The sequence below is a fragment of the Acinetobacter vivianii genome (assembly GCF_014635885.1).
GTDB lineage: Bacteria > Pseudomonadota > Gammaproteobacteria > Pseudomonadales > Moraxellaceae > Acinetobacter > Acinetobacter vivianii.
In genome coordinates this window covers 225,179-244,837 of the sequence record NZ_BMDR01000002.1, presented here as the reverse complement: position 1 = coordinate 244,837, position 19,659 = coordinate 225,179, and the positions used below count along the sequence as shown (strand labels likewise).

The following is a 19,659-nucleotide window of genomic DNA, read 5'->3' as shown; positions in this document are numbered from 1 at the left end:
TTACTATTTTTCTGCGCTTTTTAATAGCATTTTGTAGAATATTTATAACTTATTCTTATAGAAAATTCATTTTAGTAAATGGACTCAAATACTTAAGCCCATGTATAAATATGAAGAATACCAAGTTATCGTGGTAGAGAACGGTTTTGCTGTACCGCCATATTTTGCTGATCGGTCTTTGAAAAATCCGTTTTACTTTGAATCGCCCATTGAATATCTGCCAGTTTTTCATTGGCTGCATCAATCCCTGCCTGCATGGTCGACTCTCGGCCTTTCACATCAAAAATATGCGCTTTCTCACGTAGATCGGGTTGAATCACAATATCTGCTTCTTTGAGCTCTTCTTCAGCCAGACGACCTTGCATGATATTGATATTCTGGTTAAACAAGCCCCATACATTGGTGGTTTCGGTATGGATCGGCTGAGCCAGAATGTCTACTGCAATCACCACATCTGCGCCCAATTCGCGTGCCACCTGCACGGGTACAGGACTGACTAGACCACCATCAACATATTCCACGTCATGAATCATGGTCGGCACAAACATACTTGGAATCGAAGCAGAAGCACGAACCGCCTGCCCTGTATTGCCATAGTTAAATACGGTTTTCGTACCATCTTTTAACTCTGTCGCGACCACATAGAGCGGGATTTTCAGCTTTTGTAAGGGCGTATTGTGAACTTGCTGATTGATATAGTCTTCAACCTTTTTTCCATCAAAAAAGCCTTTCAAACTCAAATTGACATCACGGACATCATTGGCTTTTAGCTTCAAGGCAATATCACGTAATTCAGCTGCACTTTTTCCACTGGCATAGATTGAACCCACAATACTACCCGCACTGGTTCCCACGATAAAATCAGGACGAATGCCTTGTTGTTCTAAAACTTCGATCACACCAATATGAGCATAGCCACGCGCCCCACCACTTCCAAGCACCAGTGCTACCACAGGGCGCTTTTGTTGCTGTTTAATATAGGTAAATGGTTGCGAAACAGCATGTGCTTGAGCATCTTCCACAGCAGGACTTATGTGAGCTGTCGTTTGACACCCCGCCAAGATCATCACTGAAAGCGCAAGCGTCCATAATTTAAGCTGTTTCATACGCAGTGTTGCCATATTGACTATTTTTCTGTGTCGGATTTTAGCGCCAGCACATTTGAAAAGATGTATCAATTTCTTTGCATTTGTCATAAAAACATCATAAAAAAAGTCCCTCGAAAGGGACTTTTTTCATTGATTCAATGTCTTATTAAAAGCAAATTACCAAATATCAGAACCGACTTTTTTCTTCAGTTCTGGATAGTTATCAATTTTGAATTCTGGCTCTTTAATGCCTTTCTTCAACTGTGAGGTATAGTCTTTCAATAAAGTACGTGCCATTGGTGTTAACAATAAGATCGCGATTAAGTTAATGGTTGCCATGATTCCCATGAACAAGTCAGCCATAGACCACACTAACGGAACGCTACCAATTGCACCAAAGTACACCATCACCAACACAAAAATTCGGAAGATGAACATGACTTTTGGATTGTTATTGATGAACTGCACATTACTTTCCGCATAAGCATAGTTACCTAACACGGCTGAATAACAGAACAAGAATAACAGAATCGCAAGGAAGTCACCGCCCCAGCTACCCACTTGAGACTCTAAAGCGCGTTGAGTTAATTCAACACCCACGAAGCCTGCATCATGGTAAACACCAGAAACAAGGATAATGATTGCAGTACTTGTACATACAATGAAGGTATCTACGAATACACCAAGCATTTGAACCAAACCTTGGTTCACAGGATGTTTGACATCAGAAGCTGCGGCAGCATTCGGAGCCGAACCCATACCTGCTTCGTTTGAGAACAAACCACGCTTGATCCCTTGCATCATTGCCATAGAAATCATGGCGCCGAAGAAACCACCCGCTGCGGCGTTGAACTGGAACGCTTCAGTGAAGATCAATTTGAAAATGCCAGGAAGAAGTTCGTAGTTGCTCAGTGCAATATATAAAGCAACGGCTAAATACAGACCTGCTTTTAATGGAACAAACATTTCAGCAAATTTAGCGATACGTTTAATACCACCAAAAATTGCGAGTGCCACTAAAACAACAAGTGCCAGACCAACCCATGAGATTTCAAGATCAACACCACCTAGGTGCGCAACAAGATTGGCTTTGTCCCAGCCCCATGCATGTGAAGAAGCGTTGGCAATCGCATTGATCTGAACTGAGTTGAATACAAAACCATAAGTAAAGATCAGCGCAAGTGCGAAGATCACACCAAAGGTTTTACTGCGTAAGCCTTGAGTAATATAGTAAGCTGGTCCACCCCGAAACTGCTTGCTATTACTGTCTCTAACTTTAAATAACTGAGCAAGCGAAGACTCAATAAAAGCTGAGCTCATACCCAATAATGCAGTAAACCACATCCAGAACACGGCGCCAGGTCCACCAATCGCAATCGCAATCGCAACACCCGCAATGTTACCTACACCAACACGGCTTGCTAAACCCGTTACAAATGCCTGAAAGGGTGTAAGTCCGTGTGAATCTTTCTCTTCACCTTTAGTACGACTGCCCTTCATCACCTTGATACTGTGAAAGAACATTCTAATCTGTACAGCTTTCGTCGCAACGGTATAGAAGATACCCACTGCAAGAAGGAAAACGACGAGGAAGTCCCATAAAGGATCATTGAAAAAACTTACCCAAGCCATCAGGGTGTCATTTAATTTTTCATTCATCACTTATTCGCTTTTAAATATTTTATGTACATCCGTACATATACGATAACAATGGATGAATCAAAAAAGCCCCGTTGGGGGCTTTTGATCCGACTTAGGCAAAGAATTTCAAAATTAATTGAATTACTGTTGCGTTAATTAAATCAACGAAGAACGCACCACAAAGCGGAACAATCAGGAACGCTTTATGAGATGGTCCATACATGTTGGTAATTGCCTGCATGTTTGCAACTGCTGTTGGTGTTGCCCCCATACCAAAACCACAGTGACCAGCTGCCAATACAGCGGCGTCGTAGTTTTTACCCATGACACGGAAGGTCACGAATGCTGCATACAATGCCATAGTAATGGTTTGCGCACCTAAAATTACGACGAGCGGCCCAGCAAGATCTGCCAACTGCCATAATTTAAGCGAAAGCAATGCCATTGCTAAATAAAGTGACAATGACGCGTTACCAAAAACATCAATCGCACGATCAAAGATATCAATCTTTAATACGCTTTCTAAGATATTACGTAAAATAACACCGCCACCGAGTGCCCAAACGAAAGTTGGTAACTCGAACCATGTCCCCTTACTAAAGCCAGTCATGAACTCTGCAAATGCAAGACACGCAGCAAACATACCTAAAGTGGTAATGGCATTATCAGCAGTGATTAAACGGACTTGATGTGGATTTTCAAATGGCGCCAGTTCGTCAGGATGCTGATCTAAATGCGTATCGCGGTTTTTGATTTCTGCTGGTGTCTGTGCTTGAGCAAGGCTATAACGGTTAATCAACAATTTAGCCAATGGACCACCGATAATACCACCGATAATCAGACCAAACGTTGCACTCGCCATACCTAACGCTAAGGCACCTTGAATCCCATGTTGAGTTTCAAGAATCTCACCCCATGCACCTGCTGTACCGTGACCACCTGTCAACGTGATTGAACCTGCAATCAGACCAACCAGCGGATCGATACCCAGCATCGTTGCCAAACTCATACCGACAGCGTTCTGAACCACGATAAATGATGCAACACAGACCAGGAAGATCACCAACCCGATACCGCCTTCTTTAAGCTTCATGAAATTGGCACTTAAACCAATAGAAGCAAAGAAGATCAACATAAAACTGGTTTGTAACTCGCTACTAAAGACAATGCTATAGCCCCAAAGCGAGTGCACAAGTAGCGAAACTACCGCAGCAACAAGACCACCTGCAACAGGCTCAGGAATGTTATAGCGTCTTAAAAAATCAATTTTATTAACGAGCAAACGCCCTAATAACAACACGATAACGGCTGAAATCAGGGTATAAAAACCATTAAAAGTAAATTCCATATCTTCTTCCGTTTATTTCACCAGTTCCTTCGATGGCTTGTCCCCACCTCAAAACTGCTAAAATAGTAACTCTCAAAATGAGTGAAAACTCAATCAACTTTATAAAAAGTATACAGTCCGATATAAGAACCTTTTACACATTATAGTGATTCAATTTTCACGGATGATTTTCATCTGCAGGATAGATGGCTTAGAAGTTATAGCAAGCCATTGCCCCTACACGATTATCTTTACCCTCGGTCGCTATTCTTTTCAGCGCCTTCCAGATCAACCTTATTGATGCGGTTAAAAATACCATCGCCGCCTTTTGATTGATACAAAGCTTTACCACGCAAGAAACCATAAAGCTTTACTTCTGCACCAGATGCAGCGCTAAAACCTAATGGAGATTTTTTAGGGGTGTTAGCCGTGACAACAGCAGGAGTATTTTGATTATTGGTGGTAACCCCTGTACTAGCAGGAGCTACGGCAACTTGAAGGGTATCATTTTGTTGTTTTGTTTGGGGAACATATTGCTGTAATAAAGCGCTTAATTCCTTCACTTCATCACGAAGTTGCTGAATCTGTTCTTGCTCTGAAGCAGCATGTGTACTGTTCATCATTAAGGTTGCAACAGTAATTGCCAGACCTTGCATTACGAACGGCTTACGGATGAGAGATAAACTCATGAGAAGCTCCTTGTATATAGTGTATATTTCAACAATTCCCACAGACATTGAACTGGATAAACTCAAGCTGTCTTTTAAATAGAAAATTCCCCCTCGCCGGATCAGCAAGGAAAGCCTAATCAATTTTAAAAAGGGCGTATTATGCATAAATTTCGAATATTGTGTGTACTTTTTATTTAAAGAGTTTTATTGATTTCATTGAGTATGCATAAATATTATTTCGATTTCATTATGTTACCAATAGAATTATTTTTCACACAAATCAGACAAAAGATAGAAAACTCACAACAATTAGTGTTAATCCACTAATTTATTTGCATATTTTTTACTCAAACCTATATTTATACTTGAAAAACTGGCAACAAAAAACATTTATTGATTTATAGTCTCCAGACATTAGAAAATCAAAATGTTGAGGAGTTTTCATGAACACGGAACAAGTCCGCCTTGTGGACGAGGCCATTACATCTCGTCACTCGGTACGTGCGTTTTTAGATACCCCTATTGATCCCCAAATCATTAAAGATATCTTGACGGTTGCCAGTCGTGCCCCTTCTGGCACCAATGTTCAGCCATGGAAAGTCTATGTGGTGACAGGGCAAAAACGCGCTGAAATGATTGACCGTGTTTGTGCAGCACAAATCGAACTTTTACAAAAACCTGAACTGGCTGCCCAATATCAGGAAACTTTTGCCTACTATCCTGAAACCTGGATTTCACCGTTTATTGATCGTCGTCGTGCCAATGGCTGGGGACTTTATGGCTTGCTCGGCATCCAGAAAGGCGAAAAAGAAAAAATGGCAGCGCAGCAATTGCGTAACTTTCAGCTATTTGATGCGCCTGTTGCCTTGTATTTTACCGTGAATAAAATAATGGGTATTGGTTCCAAAATGGATATTTCCATGATGCTCCAAAATGTCATGGTGGCTGCCAAGGCGCGTGGTCTGGATACTTGCCCACAAGCAGCATGGAATCATTTCCATCCCATCGTTTTAGATATTTTAGGTGCACCAGAAGACGAAGAACTGGTATGCACAATTGCTTTGGGTTATGCCGATCCTGACCATATTGTGAATACTTTCATTACGCCACGCGAGCCTGTTGAAAACTTCACCGTCTTTTTAGATTAAACCACTAGAAATGCAGCAGTAGTTCTTTAGCTAGAACGACTGCTTTGCAACTTACCCACTTTTAAAATCGCCAAGAAACCTGCGCTGGTAAATAACAGCATCATGATGCCCATATTCAGGGACGCTTTCCAGAGCAGGAAATTCAGGATAATCCCTGCCAATAGACCGCAAGCAAATTGCATACTGCCCATAATCGCACTGGCTGTGCCTGCACGCGCGCCTTGTTGAGACATTGCCAAAGCCATCGCATTCGGCCCCGTTAAACCGATGCCAGACACCACCAAGAACAAGCCAGACATAAGTAACCATAATGGCGCATGCACCATAAAGCCCGCCCCTAGCACAATCAACGCGCCAAAACACTGAATCGCACCACCCAGCTTTAAACGCTGAAAAATGCCCATACGGGTATTCAAGTGTTTATTAATAGAAGACATCAACATGATGCCTGCTGCATTTAAGGCAAAAGCATAAGAGAAATTTTGCTGAGATAAACCATACTGCCCCATGAAAACAGCTGAAGCAGAGCTGATATAACAGAATAAGGCAGCGCCTGTTAAACATCCCGCAAACATCGGCACACGGAAACTCTCATCCTTTAAGATCGCCCCATATAATGTTGTGACTTGATAGACCGATAATTTTAAACGGCGCTCAACGGGCAAAGATTCTTTAAAGAAGAAATGCACACAGAACCAGCAAATTACGCCAATAATGGCCAAGCTAATAAAGATTGCTTGCCACGGGAAAAAATTCAGAATCCACGCCCCAAACATCGGTGCAAGAATTGGGGCTAATCCCATCACAATCATCATACTGGAAAATGCTTGTGCAGATCCTTGCATGTCCAGACGGTCACGGATTGCAGCGCGTGCCATCACGACGCCTACACAGCCACCTAAAGCCTGAAAAATACGGGCTGCGATCAGGGCCCATTCATTGGTTGCAAACACACAAGCCAGACTGGCGATGGCATAAAGCGCCAAGCCAAAATAAAGAGGGATTTTACGTCCAATCCGGTCACTGACAGGACCATAAATCAACTGACCAATTGCCAAACCCAAGAAATAGGCAGGCAAGGTATTGGCAACCATTTGTGTACTTACCCCGAATTCATCTGCCATTTGAGGCAAAGCAGGTAAATACATATCAATGGATAACGGCCCTAACGCAGTTAACAAAGCAAGCAACATAATCCATGCTGTTGAATATTGACGTTGATTGGTTTGCTCGGCCTGCATACTGCCCCACTTTAACAAATTTTGGAATATTCTAAGCTTAGCATCCCCACCAGATTTGTGCATAATATTAACGTCTGCGAACACTTTATCCCTGTGAACAGTCACGATGAAAATTCAATTGTAGAATACAAGAAGGACAACCCTTGAATCCTTGGTTCGGACGTTTAAAACAAACAACCTATAACACCACGTTTATGTATAACGTGCGTATGTTAATTGCCTTTACAGGGACAGCTTTTGTTCCTTATTTATTAGATTATCAACTTGCAACGATTCCCTTAACATTAGGTGTCGTTGCTGCAGCGATTAGTGATATTGATGACCGCTTTTCTGTGCGCATCATGAATCTGATTTATACCTATATCGGATTTTTTATCACTGCTGCATCGGTTCAACTGTTATTCCCCTATCCTGTTGCTTTTGCAATCGGACTAATTGCCTCATGTATCGGCTGGATCTTACTCGGTTCACTCGGACGACGTTATGCCACGATTGCTTACGGCTGTCTGGTCACTTCCGTCTATACCATGTTGGGGGTGCATTTATTTGAGCAATGGTATGTTCAACCCGCCCTTTTAGTCGCAGGTGCGGCTTGGTATGGCTTACTCTCCACCATCAGCTTCCTACTTTTCCCTGTGCGGAAAGTTCGGGATCAGCTTTCGGCTTCCTATTCTGCGCTGGGGAGTTTCTTATTTGCCAAGTCCAACCTGTTTGATGTGGATATGACCCCATCCAGTTATCAACAAAGTATGATTGATATTGCCATGGAGAATGGCAAGCTGGTGGCGATCTTTAATGATCTGCGTATGTCACTGTTAACTCGTCTCAAAGGTGACCGTGGTCAAAAGGACACACGGCGTAGCCTGCAATATTATTTTGTAGCTCAAGATATTCATGAGCGTGCAGATTCTGCACATATTGATTATCAGAAACTAGCGAAAGTCTTCCAGCACAGCGATATTCTGTTCCGTTTCCAGCGCATCCTGTCGATTCAAGGTAAGGCCTGTCAGGATTTGTCTCAGTCGATCCTCAGTCGTACCCGTTATGTGCATAACAAACGCTTCAAGCATAGTTTTGAAAATTTAAGGATGTCGTTGGAAAAACTGCGCGAAGATGGACATTATGATCAGGTGCGGATTAATGCATTGTTTGCGCTATATCAGAACCTGAAATCAATTGATGCACAATTACAGAATCTGGAAACCGAACGAAATCTGCAAAAAATCAATGCACAGCATGCGGAAAGCCAGCTCAAAGACGATGATCTCAAAGGCTGGAATGACATTATTGTGCGTGTGAAACAACATCTGTCACCTGAGTCAGTGTTATTCCGCCATGCTGTCCGTTTATCGATTGTCCTGTTTATCGGCTATCTCTTTATCCAGATGACGGATATCGCCTATGGCTACTGGATTCTGTTAACCGCACTGTTTGTTTGCCAACCCAACTTTAACGCCACCAAACGCCGTTTGTATTTGCGAATTGTCGGCACCTTGGTCGGCATTATTGTCGGTCTTGCGATTATCTATTTTATCCCTTCGATTGAAGGACAACTGGTCATGCTGGTGCTGAGCGGTGTGCTATTTTTAGAATTGCGCAGTAAACAGTATGCACAAGCCACTGCCTTTATTACCATTTTAGCCTTAATCAACTTTAATCTGGATGGCTCAGCCTTTGCAGCTGGTTTTCCACGCTTGATTGATACGGTGATTGGTTGTGCTCTGGCTTGGTTTGGTGTCAGTTTTATCTGGCCAGACTGGAAATTCCGCAGACTGCCCCGCTCGATCCGACGTTCATTACAGGCGCAATGCAAATATCTTGCAGAAGTGGTCGAGCAATATCATCATGGCCGTAATAATGCCTTGAATTATCGTGTTGTCCGACGCGCTGCCCACAATACTGATGCAGAAGTGGCTTCGCTGATTTCAACCATTGCCACCGAACCGAATATTGATGTCAACCAAAAAAGTCTGGCCTTCGAGTTTCTATGTCTCAGCCATACTTTTTTAAGTTATATCGCGGCATTAGGGGCACACCGTGAAAAAATTCAGGATCAGGAAGTATTATCCCTACTTGATCAGGCACTGGATGATATTCAAGGTGCATTACTCAGAGATGAAGTCCCTGATTTATCAGCACAAAATATGATGCAAACCATTCGTGACCGTCTAAGCCGCAATGAAGAAAATGATCAAAACTCATTAATTATCTTGCAGCAACTGTCATTGATGCTAGGTGTACTGACCCGTTTAAGTATGCTGAAACAAAGCCTGAGTCATGAACCAAATGAAGACGGCACAGAGTACGCATCGCTCTAATCATTCGCCATTGGCATAATATCTTTGCATGCCAATAGGTGTTAAACTTAACCTAGTTCTAAACTCATTTTTTACACTATGACCGCCAAAACGCTATACGCCTATACGCTACAACCTGTTCCTTACGAAGTTTCTGAAGCTGAACAACGTCAAGCTCAACTTATGATTTGGCGTAGTACCAACAAATTCAGCCGCAAAGCATGGATGATTATGATTGCACTTGTTGTGCTTTCTTTAGTTGCAGCAGGACTTATTAAATATTACTCAACCTACTCTACCGTGATTTGCTGGGTAGTGATTGTGAGTGTGGTTCTTTTTTATTTGATCAAGAAATTTGGTCTGGAGTGGTACGTCAAACGTAAAATGACTGAATTCCCTGTTCAGGAAATTAAAGGTTTACGTTTAGGTGTACAACCGCATGGTATCGTGATGCGTCAAAAAGTTGGCCTGCAAGAAGGCACAGCGACAATTGGCTGGAAAGATATTTATGAATGGTATAGCTCACCAGACTTTATCCTTGTAAATTTCAAGGTAAAAACACCAAAAGGTGAAGAACAGCAAGGTGCTTATATTTTGCCAAAACGTATGGATTCAAAGAACTTTTCTTTCAATACCGTTCGTAAGCACTTAAATGAAACTGTAGGCGCGCCTAAATCGATTTAAGACACGGATGAACAAAAACCTCTCGCAATGAGAGGTTTTTTTATTACCCGTAAAATAAATGAGAATCAAAATCAATATTACCTGCAAAATCCACAATGTATTCTTATTCTTGAGTTATAATTTTTTACATGAATTCCACTCTATTTACATTTTTTGACCATGTTTAAAAAAGTTTTCTTCCAGATTCACTGGTTTTTAGGGATCACCGCGGGGCTTATACTCTCTTTAATGGGCGTAACGGGGGCGATTTACTCTTATGAACCACAAATTCTCAAATGGATTAATCAGGACAGCTATGTTGTTGAAGTGGCTCAATCCCCCAAATTAACACCTGCCCAGCTTTATCAACATTTCAACCAACAACAACCAGAAATCGAAATCAACAGTATTACAATCGCTTCTGATCCCGCCGCCTCTTCCACCGTGAATATCAAAAAAGAAGGTGCGCGTCGCGGCTATAACATGATGGTCAACCCATATACAGCGGAAGTCTTACCCGAGATTAAAGGTCGTGATACGTTGCAATTTATCCAACGTTTACACCGAAATTTAACTGCAGGTGAGTTTGGTGCACAAATTACGGGCGCTTCTACCCTGATGCTGATTTTCTTTGTATTGAGTGGTCTCTATTTACGCTTTCCAAAGAAACATACTTTTAAACAATGGTTCTTTATCAAATCCAAGTTAAAAGGCCGTAATTTTATCTGGGATTTACATGCCGTTGTCGGTACATGGGTGGTTATCTTCTATCTACTGTTTGCCTGCACAGGCTTATATTGGTCGTATGACTGGTGGCGTGCGGGTATGTTCAAAGTCATGGGCGTCGAACAACCACAACGTAACCAACAGCACAATGAACCTAGAAATAGAAAGCATAAAGAAGAAGGTTTATCGACCCAGCAGGTCAATACCATCCTGACCCAGACTTGGACAGGTGTGAATGCTCAAATTGGTCGTGAATATTCAACGTTGACCTTAAATATTCCAAAGCGTGATGATGCAAAAGTTGAAGTGTCTTTTGTGGATATCATCCCGCAACACGAGCGCGCACGAAATCAGGCCGTCTATAATTACCAAGATAAGCAGTTTGAAAAATTTGAACTGTATGAAGACAAAAAGCTCAATGAAAAAATCATGAGCAGCATGCTTCCTGTACACCGTGGTAGTTTCTTTGGATCGACTTATCAATTCATTGCGATGCTAGCATCACTGACCATGCCACTGTTTTTCGTAACTGGATGGATGTTGTACTTAAAGCGTCGCAAACAAAAGAAACTCACTCAAGCCGCCCGTCAATCACTTGGTACTCAACAGGTTGATCCAAATGCACAACCTTGGCTGATTACTTACGCGTCTCAGACAGGTGTCGCAGAGCAACTGGCGTGGCGTACAGCGACAAGCTTACAAGAAGCACAACAGCCAACCACCGTAAAACCGATTCAACAGCTTACTGAACAAGATCTACTACAGGCACCACAGGTTTTATTCGTGATCAGTACCTATGGTACTGGTGATGCACCAGACCTCGCCTCAAGTTTTAGCAAAAAGCTGATGCAGCAAAATCTTGATTTAAGTCACATGCAATATGCAGTGCTTGCGCTTGGCTCAAAAGAATATACAGAAAGTTATTGCAGCTTTGGCTATGCAGTTGATGCATGGTTAAAACAATCTAAGGCACAACCGTTCTTCGATCTCATCGAGGTAGATAACGCCAATGCCAATGATATTCAGCGCTGGAATGAAGCACTTTCAGTCGTAACCAAGCATGAATTACATGCCATGAATATTGAAAAAGTCTTTGATCAATGGACATTAAGCGAACGCACTTTACTCAACCCAAATAGTGTAGGCCAAGCGGCTTACAATATTGAACTGACCACAGCTTCGGATATGACGTGGCATGCGGGAGATATTGCCGAGATTCAGCCAGCAAATAGTCAAACAGAGATCCAAAACTTTTTGATTAAACACCAAATTGCAGCACAAACTGTTGTGCAATCTCTCAATCAGACTATTGAACAGGCACTTTGGGATAAAAATCTACGTGTTGAAGTTAAACCTTTCAATACTGTACAAGAATTATTAGCTCAGCTTCCAACATTACCAACGCGTGAATATTCAATTGCCAGTATTCCTGCCCAACAGCTATTAAGACTGGTGGTACGTCAAAACCGTGATGAAAATAATCAGCTCGGTTTAGGTTCTGGCTGGTTAACTGAACATGCGCCACTTAAACAACCGATTGCATTACGTATCCGCACCAATGAGTCGTTCCATTTAATCGATGATAACCGTCCAATTATCTGTATTGGTAATGGTACTGGTATCGCAGGTTTAATGAGCCTTTTACAGCAGCGTAACCGACAAAATTACACGGCCAACTGGCTCATTTTTGGTGAACGCCAACGCGAACATGATTTCTTCTATCAGGAAACGATTGAAGCGTGGAAAAACATGGGCACATTGCAACGACTTGATCTCGCTTTTTCAAGAGATCAGCAACAGCGTATCTATGTACAGGATGTTTTACGTAACAATGCAGAGGAACTGCTGAAGTGGGTTCAGCAAGGTGCCGTGATTTATGTCTGCGGTAGTATTGAAGGTATGGCCTCAGGTGTAGACCAAGCTTTAACGGATATTCTCGGTGAAGCAACGCTGGATGAATTACGACAAGCAGGTCGTTATCGCCGCGACGTTTACTAACGTTATTCTTTTCTAAAAAACGGGTGCCAGTCACTCGTTTTTTATTTTCCTAAGACAATCGGAGAGTTTGCCTTTCTTTTAATTTTGCATACACTTAGCACGGTTCAAATCGACTACGATTAAGATTATGCAAATAAGTTCATGGGTTCGTGTTTTTCTAGCCCTTATTGGTTCAGTTTTATTTTTAGATGGCGCTATTCTCATCGCATTTAAAAAGATTCATATTGGTACAGTACTCCCTCTCCTGCTTGGATTATTTTTCTGCCTATATTCTTACTTCTATTATCATATTGAGCGTTTCTTTTTCTACCACTTCCGTTTGCATTCAATCTGGCGTTTTGGCTGGCTCTGTTTTTGGGCATGGTTAATTAGCTTAGGCTATTTCTTTGATTATCTTGCTGACAATAATGCAAAAACACAACATGTTTTACCCGTAAAGGCCATTATTGTTTTGGGTAGCGGTATAGAAAATGGAGAACCGTCGGCGACGCTGGCAAAACGTTTAGACCGTGCGGCTCCTGTTGCCCTAGCTCAGCCAGATGCGAAACTGGTACTGACAGGCGGGATTGATTATGGTGAAACGGATAGCGAAGCCGTGGTGATGTCTCGTTATCTACACAAGCAATATAATATTCCTATGTCACAAATCATTCTGGAAGATAAAAGCACCAGTACTGAACTCAATCTGAAAAACAGTCAGGCTTTATTACAAGCCCAACACATCAATATCCAGCAACCAATTGCAATTGTGACCAGTGATTTCCACACTTTAAGAGCTGCCGCAATTGCCAAGAAACAAGGCTATCGAGATATTACCTTACTCGGTGCAACCACGCCTTTAGCCACACGCTATAATGCCTGGTTAAGAGAATATTTTGCTTATGCCAGTGGCTGGTTGCTGAATGAATATTGATTAAAGTTTTTCTGTTCAAATTATGATGAAGCTGAGTTATGCAAACGAATATCTCGAGGCAACGGAAGCTTTAACTCAGCAAACACATCCGGCCGTTGTAAGTAAATCTGGTATAAGAAATTCTTAATATCTAATAATAAAGCATCAGGGGTAACCAGCAGGTTATTCCCTTCAGGTGTTAAATCCAAAGATAAAATCGTATTATTTTCTTTTAGAAAGGGAATCATCTTCTCAATAAAAGCCAATAAGGGTACTTCCTGAATTTCGTATTGCGCCCAATTGTCTTTAATCAATAATTTCGCCAAGCTTTTATTTTGCCATACAGATAACGCATGTTGACCCGATGGTGTTGAACATAAAGCCCAACCGTCGTGATAGAGCGCAATCACGTGACGTTGCATAATAATATTTTGAATAAATTGACGATATGTATCTTTGAGCGAAGAATTAGCAGGTGTAGCTTGAGATTTCGACGCAGCCTTGCGTTGATAAGGATTTCTCATAAAGTACTTCATATTAGAATCATTATATTGACGCTAATCATAAAATAACTTTGTATTGATTACAATGATATGAGATTGGGGAGGAAATATGGTGGGCGCTGACGGGATCGAACCGCCGACATTCTGCTTGTAAGGCAGACGCTCTACCAACTGAGCTAAGCGCCCTGAGCGAGGATCAACAAAGCGAAGCTTTGTCTGAGCGCAAGAGAAAAATCTTTGATTTTTCTAATGGCATCTCGTATCAGAGATCAAGTATAGAAATACTTGTTTAAAACTAACATTCTCTTAAACCGATATCAAGAGAATGGCGCAGCGGACGGGGCTCGAACCCGCGACCCTCGGCGTGACAGGCCGATATTCTAACCAACTGAACTACCGCTGCACTGTATTACTTTCATAGAGAAGTAAATGTCACAAATTATGGTGGGCGCTGACGGGATCGAACCGCCGACATTCTGCTTGTAAGGCAGACGCTCTACCAACTGAGCTAAGCGCCCTGAGCGAGGTAACAAATCTAAAGCAATGCTTTAGGAATTTGTTTGAATAAAAAGAATAAATTCTAATTTACTCAACTCTATCCAATCTTGCAATCTTAAAGTGGCGCAGCGGACGGGGCTCGAACCCGCGACCCTCGGCGTGACAGGCCGATATTCTAACCAACTGAACTACCGCTGCACGATAATTTTGCAATCATGGCAAACGAATATTAAAACTTAAGTGGCGCAGCGGACGGGGCTCGAACCCGCGACCCCCGGCGTGACAGGCCGGTATTCTAACCAACTGAACTACCGCTGCACTTGAGTCTTAACGTAAAGGCTTGGTGGGCGCTGACGGGATCGAACCGCCGACATTCTGCTTGTAAGGCAGACGCTCTACCAACTGAGCTAAGCGCCCTTAACGTCTTCATCGTTTGTGAGGTGCATTATAGAGAATCTTTACAGCCTGTCAAACGCTTTTGCCATTCTTTTCTGAAAAAACCGAACGAATGATTAAAAAATAAGTAATTTCATGCAAAAACTGATATTTTCGTATTTTATTTAAGCACTTATTCGTATTTTCATCTTTAGTTTTCTAAGGCTTGTTCAGAAATATAGACCAGCGCTTGTTCAGAAACGAGATCAAACAGCTCAACGATTTCATCATTTCTCATTCGAATACAACCATGAGACATTGGAATACCCATTGGTTCGGTGTCAGGTGTACCATGAATATAGATATAACGCTTAAAGGTATCGTGCCCTTCCCCATGATTAAAGCCTTCTTCCAGACCATCCAGCCATAAAATGCGTGACAAGATCCAGTCTCGTTGAGGAAATTGCTGAGCTAATTGCAGATCATAGACTTCACCAGTCGGTTGACGCGCGATAAATACGGCATGTTTTGGTGCATCACCACCAATCTTTTGTGCGACTTGATGCCAACCTCTTGGGGTCTTACCGCTATTTTCCTGTTCACCAATACCGTTTTTGCCCGAAGAGATCACATAGAATTTATTATGTTTAGGCAAACGTAGCGTTTGTTGTGCCAAGTCTATGATGATGTCTGCCTGATCAAGGGTATAGGTCATTATTATCTCGATAAATGATAGAACACATTTATTTCAACATAGATGAAGCACTTTTTCTTGTACTTTTCAGTAGTTTTAGTCGTGTATCAATCTTAAAGTTGGTGTAGGAAAATAAAATACCATTGGAAGATATTAGTTTCGTTCTTTGTTCGTGTTATTCGGATATATTTTTGATCGGACTCAAGACAAAGATTGCTTAATGCATTTCCTCGAATACGGTTTTCGTGTTGCGCATGAGGAATACATTTCGCAAGAGCTTTGCTTTTCTTAACGTATTTACTCGAACATAGTTCTCGTCTTGCACTTCAGTAAAAGGCGTTTGTTTATCCTCGCCACTCGCAGCATATGAGCCATATTTGGCGCAAGGTCTTGCGCTTCGGGCAAAATGTTACTTTGCTTAACACCTTCACTCAAACATAGTTCTCGTCTTACACTTCAGTAAAAGACGTTTATTTATCCTCGCCACTCACGGCATAGCCGCTCGTCTTGCGCAGCTAAAAAGCGTTGCTTTTCCTAACGCTGCTCAGGCTCGGGTCGTAACCACAACCACACGGCCACGATAAACATAGTGACATCGGTAAAAACTTTGACGAGGAATGGTGCATTGGTGAATAGCATCAAAATACCACTGAGCAGCATCATGATACTGGCAATCCATTTTGCTTTACGCGGTACTGTGCCATGTTCACGCCAGTTGCGTAAGGTCGGGCCATATTTAGGATGGTTCAGTAACCATGCATCCATTTCAGGCCAGCCTTTAGACGCCGCCCATGCAGCCAGAATCAGGAAAACCGTGGTTGGCATGCCCGGTAAAATTGCCCCAATGATTCCCAACGTAATAAAAATCACGACCAAGCTACGCCAGAATAAAGTTTTCATTGAGCAATTAACCATCACCTGTTTACAACCGTGCTAGTATAAAGTGTTTTTATTGTGGTTTCTTAAACTTAACCTATTATTTCCATGATTGAGTGGCTTGATGTCTAAAATAATTACCACCCCTTGTTTTTTTGAGCCGTGGTTACAGTTTAACAATCCAATCGTACGGCATTTGGCATTCTGTATTGCCAGCCCGAATATCCTGACTGAAATTCCAAACGATCTCGCCATAAAAAATCATTTTGAATTACATCCTGATCAGAAATGGCAAACACATTATCAAAATTATGAATCACGTTTAAAGCAGCTGGATCAGCAGCCACAGCAGCTGATTGATTTTCTGGCCCAACTTAAAAGCACACGACTTGGCTTACGTTTTGAAAACTTACTCTGGTTCTGGTTATTGGATGATGACTACCATCCCTATCAACTGCTCGGGCACAGCATTCAAAAAATTGCAGGTGCCATTACCTTAGGTGAGCTGGATTTTGTTTTGCTCAATCAGGAAACACAAGAAGTTGAACATTGGGAAGTTGCCTTAAAATATTATTTAGGCGAAGGCAAACTCGATCTAGCACAATGGTTTGGGTTAAATAGAGAAGATACTTTACAGCGTAAATTAAAACATTTTACCGAGCGTCAATTCCAGTTTACCGAGGCAAATCATCATCCAATTCAGCGTAAGTTTGCAGTGATGAAAGGTCAGTTGTACTTGCCTACAGATCAAAGCGAATTAAGCGTACCTTCGTGGATTAATACTTCACGGCGTTTAGGTCAATGGGGAACGCAGATACCAACTACATCCTATTATCGCTTACAACGACATGAATGGCTCTGCCCTGATCAAAAAGCTTCATCACTACCCGCTATCTGGTGGACCAATGGGCTTTATTATCACCATACACCAACGCCTAGTTATTATATGTTCCGCCAACCTTCACTTTTATTTAGTTTAACTTAATTTACTTGTTATTCGACTAAATAACATTTCATAACACATTTACCATCAAACCCTTATGTTCATTTAATGGTAAATTTTTTAGCCTCTTAAGTACATCATAATTACATTTAAACGGAGAAGATGATGAAAAAAATCTTAGTTGCTTCGATCATGGCTGCTGTTGTTTTAACTGGCTGTAATACATTTAAGGGTTTTGGTAAAGATGTATCTAAAGCTGGTGACAAGGTTACTCAGACTGCCGAAAAAACTCAGGATAAAATGTAATTTTTATAGAAAAAGCGTTCCCGAACCTTATCTAGACCTAGATAAGGTTTATTTTTAATACCTTTCTCGATCAGATTCCCCTATTATACCGGTTCATATTTCACCAGATTTAGCTACATCTCGCATGAACCATTCCGATACTCTTGAACTTAGTTTACAACTTCTACGTCAGCCATCTGTCACTCCTGTTGATCATGATTGTCAAAATATTATGGCTGAACGCTTAGCAAAGATTGGCTTTAATATCGAAAACATGCGTTTTGAAGATGTTGATAATTTATGGGCGCGTCGTGGTACTGAAAATCCAGTATTCTGCTTTGCAGGCCATACTGATGTGGTGCCGACCGGCCATTTAGATGCATGGAATTCAGACCCGTTTTTACCAAGTATTCGCGATGGTAAGTTGTATGGTCGTGGCTCTGCTGATATGAAAACAGCGCTGGCTGCAATGGTGGTTGCTTCTGAACGTTTTGTTGCCAAACATCCGAACCATAAAGGCTCAATTGCATTTTTAATCACGTCTGATGAAGAAGGCCCATCGATTAATGGTACGGTTAAAGTTGTTGAAACATTAGAAGCGCGTAATGAAAAAATGACCTGGTGTCTAGTGGGTGAACCATCAAGTACGCATCAGCTTGGTGATATCGTTAAGAATGGTCGTCGTGGTTCGTTAAATGCCGTTTTAACTGTTCATGGTAAACAAGGCCATGTTGCCTACCCACATCTGGCAGAGAATCCAATTCATACCGCATCTAAAGCCCTCAATGAGTTGTGTGAAACTGTTTGGGACAATGGCAATGAATATTTCCCTGCAACCTCATTCCAGATTTCAAATATTCAGGCAGGTACAGGTGCGACCAATGTGATCCCGGGCACCTTAAAAGTAACTTTCAACTTCCGTTATTCAACCGAAGTTACTGCTGATATCTTGAAACAACGCGTACTTGAGACTTTAGATAAACATCAGCTTAATTACGACATTCAATGGACTTTGTCTGGTTTGCCCTTCCTGACTCCAGTCGGTGAGCTAGTGAATGCAGCAAAAACAGCAATTAAAAATGTGACTGGCGTTGACACTGTACTATCAACCAGCGGTGGAACCTCAGATGGTCGCTTTATCGCACCAACAGGTGCACAGGTGCTTGAGTTGGGCGTATTGAATGCCACCATCCATCAGATCAATGAGCATGTCAATGTCGCAGAATTAGAGCCACTCGCTGAAATCTATGAGCAAATTTTAGTAGAGTTACTTGCTTAAAAATTGCGAGAGCACATAAAAAAGGAACTCAAATGAGTTCCTTTTTTATTACAGTCCCAGTTGGGCTTGTATATTTTGCAGATTGGGGACATAAAACTTATTCTCCCCCATCTTTACATATTGAAAGACTTTATCATCATCAATTTCACGTTCTTCATCGACAATCTCTGAAATACGTAAACGGATCGATTCAGGCATTTCATTACATACCAGTGCAAAACGCTGTGACACATCCTCGCCTTCTACAACTAGCGCCACACCTTGTTTTTGCTCAGGATCATTCACCGCATAAACAGGCAGCTTCAAATCATGCCATTCAATATGTTCAACATTGGTTTGAGTATCCATTGCTGACAAGACAATATTCTGCGGCAATAACATCGGAACCTTTTGATGGCATTCAATAATGTATGCATCAATAAATCCCGTTGAGACCGTAATTAAATGTTGTAACTCTTGCTGGTCAATCTGTCCCAATGCCGAGTTTGCGCCTTTCTTTACCATTTTTTCTACC

General features: G+C 41.8%; 16 protein-coding genes, 6 tRNA genes and 1 pseudogene. 8 read left to right on the top strand and 15 right to left on the bottom strand.

Annotation, left to right across the window (positions count from 1 at the left end; genetic code table 11):
- Positions 1 to 125 precede the first annotated feature (125 nt).
- From IEV36_RS04980 to IEV36_RS04965, 4 genes and pseudogenes are all read right to left on the bottom strand, one after another.
- On the bottom strand, positions 126 to 1,106 hold the full coding sequence (locus tag IEV36_RS04980) for a patatin-like phospholipase family protein (RefSeq protein WP_032864104.1): 981 nt from the start codon (positions 1,104 to 1,106) through the stop codon (positions 126 to 128).
- A gap of 159 nt (positions 1,107 to 1,265) precedes the next feature.
- Positions 1,266 to 2,747: an alanine/glycine:cation symporter family protein gene (locus IEV36_RS04975; RefSeq protein ID WP_004775334.1), complete on the bottom strand. Its 1,482-nt coding sequence runs from the start codon at positions 2,745 to 2,747 to the stop codon at positions 1,266 to 1,268.
- Positions 2,748 to 2,841: 94 nt separating this feature from the next.
- Complete coding sequence (gene gltS, locus IEV36_RS04970) at positions 2,842 to 4,077, bottom strand: sodium/glutamate symporter (protein ID WP_004775335.1); 1,236 nt, start codon at positions 4,075 to 4,077, stop codon at positions 2,842 to 2,844.
- Between the two features lie 236 nt (positions 4,078 to 4,313).
- A pseudogene (locus IEV36_RS04965) lies at positions 4,314 to 4,745 on the bottom strand (hypothetical protein); the annotation flags it as partial.
- Positions 4,746 to 5,170: 425 nt separating this feature from the next.
- Between IEV36_RS04965 and IEV36_RS04960 the strand changes: the two are divergent.
- The gene (locus IEV36_RS04960; protein ID WP_005259341.1) at positions 5,171 to 5,875 is read left to right on the top strand and encodes a nitroreductase; all 705 of its coding nucleotides are present in this window, start codon (positions 5,171 to 5,173) and stop codon (positions 5,873 to 5,875) included.
- A 26-nt stretch (positions 5,876 to 5,901) separates the two neighbouring features.
- Here the strand turns inward: IEV36_RS04960 and IEV36_RS04955 are convergent, their stop codons facing one another.
- Entirely contained in the window at positions 5,902 to 7,116 is a 1,215-nt protein-coding gene (locus IEV36_RS04955; RefSeq protein WP_032811056.1) for a multidrug effflux MFS transporter, read from the bottom strand.
- Positions 7,117 to 7,259: 143 nt separating this feature from the next.
- On the opposite strand from IEV36_RS04955, the gene yccS reads away from it, so the two are divergent.
- The 4 genes from yccS to IEV36_RS04935 all read left to right on the top strand — a co-directional run bounded on the left by yccS (position 7,260) and on the right by IEV36_RS04935 (position 13,713).
- Positions 7,260 to 9,434, top strand: a complete 2,175-nt coding sequence (gene yccS / locus IEV36_RS04950) for a YccS family putative transporter (RefSeq protein WP_004775341.1) — start codon at positions 7,260 to 7,262, stop codon at positions 9,432 to 9,434.
- Between the two features lie 78 nt (positions 9,435 to 9,512).
- Positions 9,513 to 10,097 carry a YcxB family protein gene (locus IEV36_RS04945; RefSeq protein ID WP_005259343.1) on the top strand — a complete coding sequence of 195 codons (585 nt, stop codon included), beginning with the start codon at positions 9,513 to 9,515 and terminating at the stop codon, positions 10,095 to 10,097.
- Between the two features lie 159 nt (positions 10,098 to 10,256).
- On the top strand, positions 10,257 to 12,800 hold the full coding sequence (locus tag IEV36_RS04940; RefSeq protein ID WP_005259345.1) for a PepSY domain-containing protein: 2,544 nt from the start codon (positions 10,257 to 10,259) through the stop codon (positions 12,798 to 12,800).
- Between the two features lie 127 nt (positions 12,801 to 12,927).
- Entirely contained in the window at positions 12,928 to 13,713 is a 786-nt protein-coding gene (locus tag IEV36_RS04935) for a YdcF family protein (protein WP_005259347.1), read from the top strand.
- A gap of 20 nt (positions 13,714 to 13,733) precedes the next feature.
- Here the strand turns inward: IEV36_RS04935 and IEV36_RS04930 are convergent, their stop codons facing one another.
- From IEV36_RS04930 to IEV36_RS04890, 9 genes are all read right to left on the bottom strand, one after another.
- A complete protein-coding gene (locus IEV36_RS04930; protein WP_004775348.1) occupies positions 13,734 to 14,216 on the bottom strand; it encodes a DUF2750 domain-containing protein in 483 nt (160 codons plus the stop codon).
- A gap of 89 nt (positions 14,217 to 14,305) precedes the next feature.
- A tRNA-Val gene (locus IEV36_RS04925) sits at positions 14,306 to 14,381 on the bottom strand.
- A 140-nt stretch (positions 14,382 to 14,521) separates the two neighbouring features.
- A tRNA-Asp gene (locus tag IEV36_RS04920) sits at positions 14,522 to 14,598 on the bottom strand.
- Positions 14,599 to 14,637: 39 nt separating this feature from the next.
- Positions 14,638 to 14,713: transfer RNA gene (locus tag IEV36_RS04915), tRNA-Val, on the bottom strand.
- Between the two features lie 101 nt (positions 14,714 to 14,814).
- A tRNA-Asp gene (locus tag IEV36_RS04910) sits at positions 14,815 to 14,891 on the bottom strand.
- Positions 14,892 to 14,934: 43 nt separating this feature from the next.
- Positions 14,935 to 15,011: transfer RNA gene (locus IEV36_RS04905), tRNA-Asp, on the bottom strand.
- Between the two features lie 23 nt (positions 15,012 to 15,034).
- Positions 15,035 to 15,110 (bottom strand) — tRNA-Val (locus tag IEV36_RS04900).
- Positions 15,111 to 15,279: 169 nt separating this feature from the next.
- Complete coding sequence (elsL, locus tag IEV36_RS04895; protein ID WP_005259349.1) at positions 15,280 to 15,783, bottom strand: cell wall-recycling L,D-carboxypeptidase ElsL; 504 nt, start codon at positions 15,781 to 15,783, stop codon at positions 15,280 to 15,282.
- Positions 15,784 to 16,296: 513 nt separating this feature from the next.
- Entirely contained in the window at positions 16,297 to 16,662 is a 366-nt protein-coding gene (locus IEV36_RS04890; protein ID WP_004775350.1) for a YbaN family protein, read from the bottom strand.
- A 100-nt stretch (positions 16,663 to 16,762) separates the two neighbouring features.
- Here IEV36_RS04890 and IEV36_RS04885 point away from each other — a divergent pair, with 100 nt between their 5' ends.
- The 3 genes from IEV36_RS04885 (at position 16,763) to dapE (ending at position 19,145) form a co-directional block, all read left to right on the top strand.
- On the top strand, positions 16,763 to 17,623 hold the full coding sequence (locus IEV36_RS04885) for a DUF1853 family protein (protein WP_005259351.1): 861 nt from the start codon (positions 16,763 to 16,765) through the stop codon (positions 17,621 to 17,623).
- Between the two features lie 120 nt (positions 17,624 to 17,743).
- Positions 17,744 to 17,887, top strand: a complete 144-nt coding sequence (locus IEV36_RS04880) for an entericidin A/B family lipoprotein (protein WP_167510625.1) — start codon at positions 17,744 to 17,746, stop codon at positions 17,885 to 17,887.
- A gap of 124 nt (positions 17,888 to 18,011) precedes the next feature.
- Positions 18,012 to 19,145 carry a succinyl-diaminopimelate desuccinylase gene (gene dapE / locus IEV36_RS04875; protein WP_005259356.1) on the top strand — a complete coding sequence of 378 codons (1,134 nt, stop codon included), beginning with the start codon at positions 18,012 to 18,014 and terminating at the stop codon, positions 19,143 to 19,145.
- A gap of 48 nt (positions 19,146 to 19,193) precedes the next feature.
- Here dapE and IEV36_RS04870 read toward each other — a convergent pair whose 3' ends face one another.
- Complete coding sequence (locus IEV36_RS04870; RefSeq protein ID WP_005259357.1) at positions 19,194 to 19,649, bottom strand: hypothetical protein; 456 nt, start codon at positions 19,647 to 19,649, stop codon at positions 19,194 to 19,196.
- Positions 19,650 to 19,659: the final 10 nt, after the last annotated feature.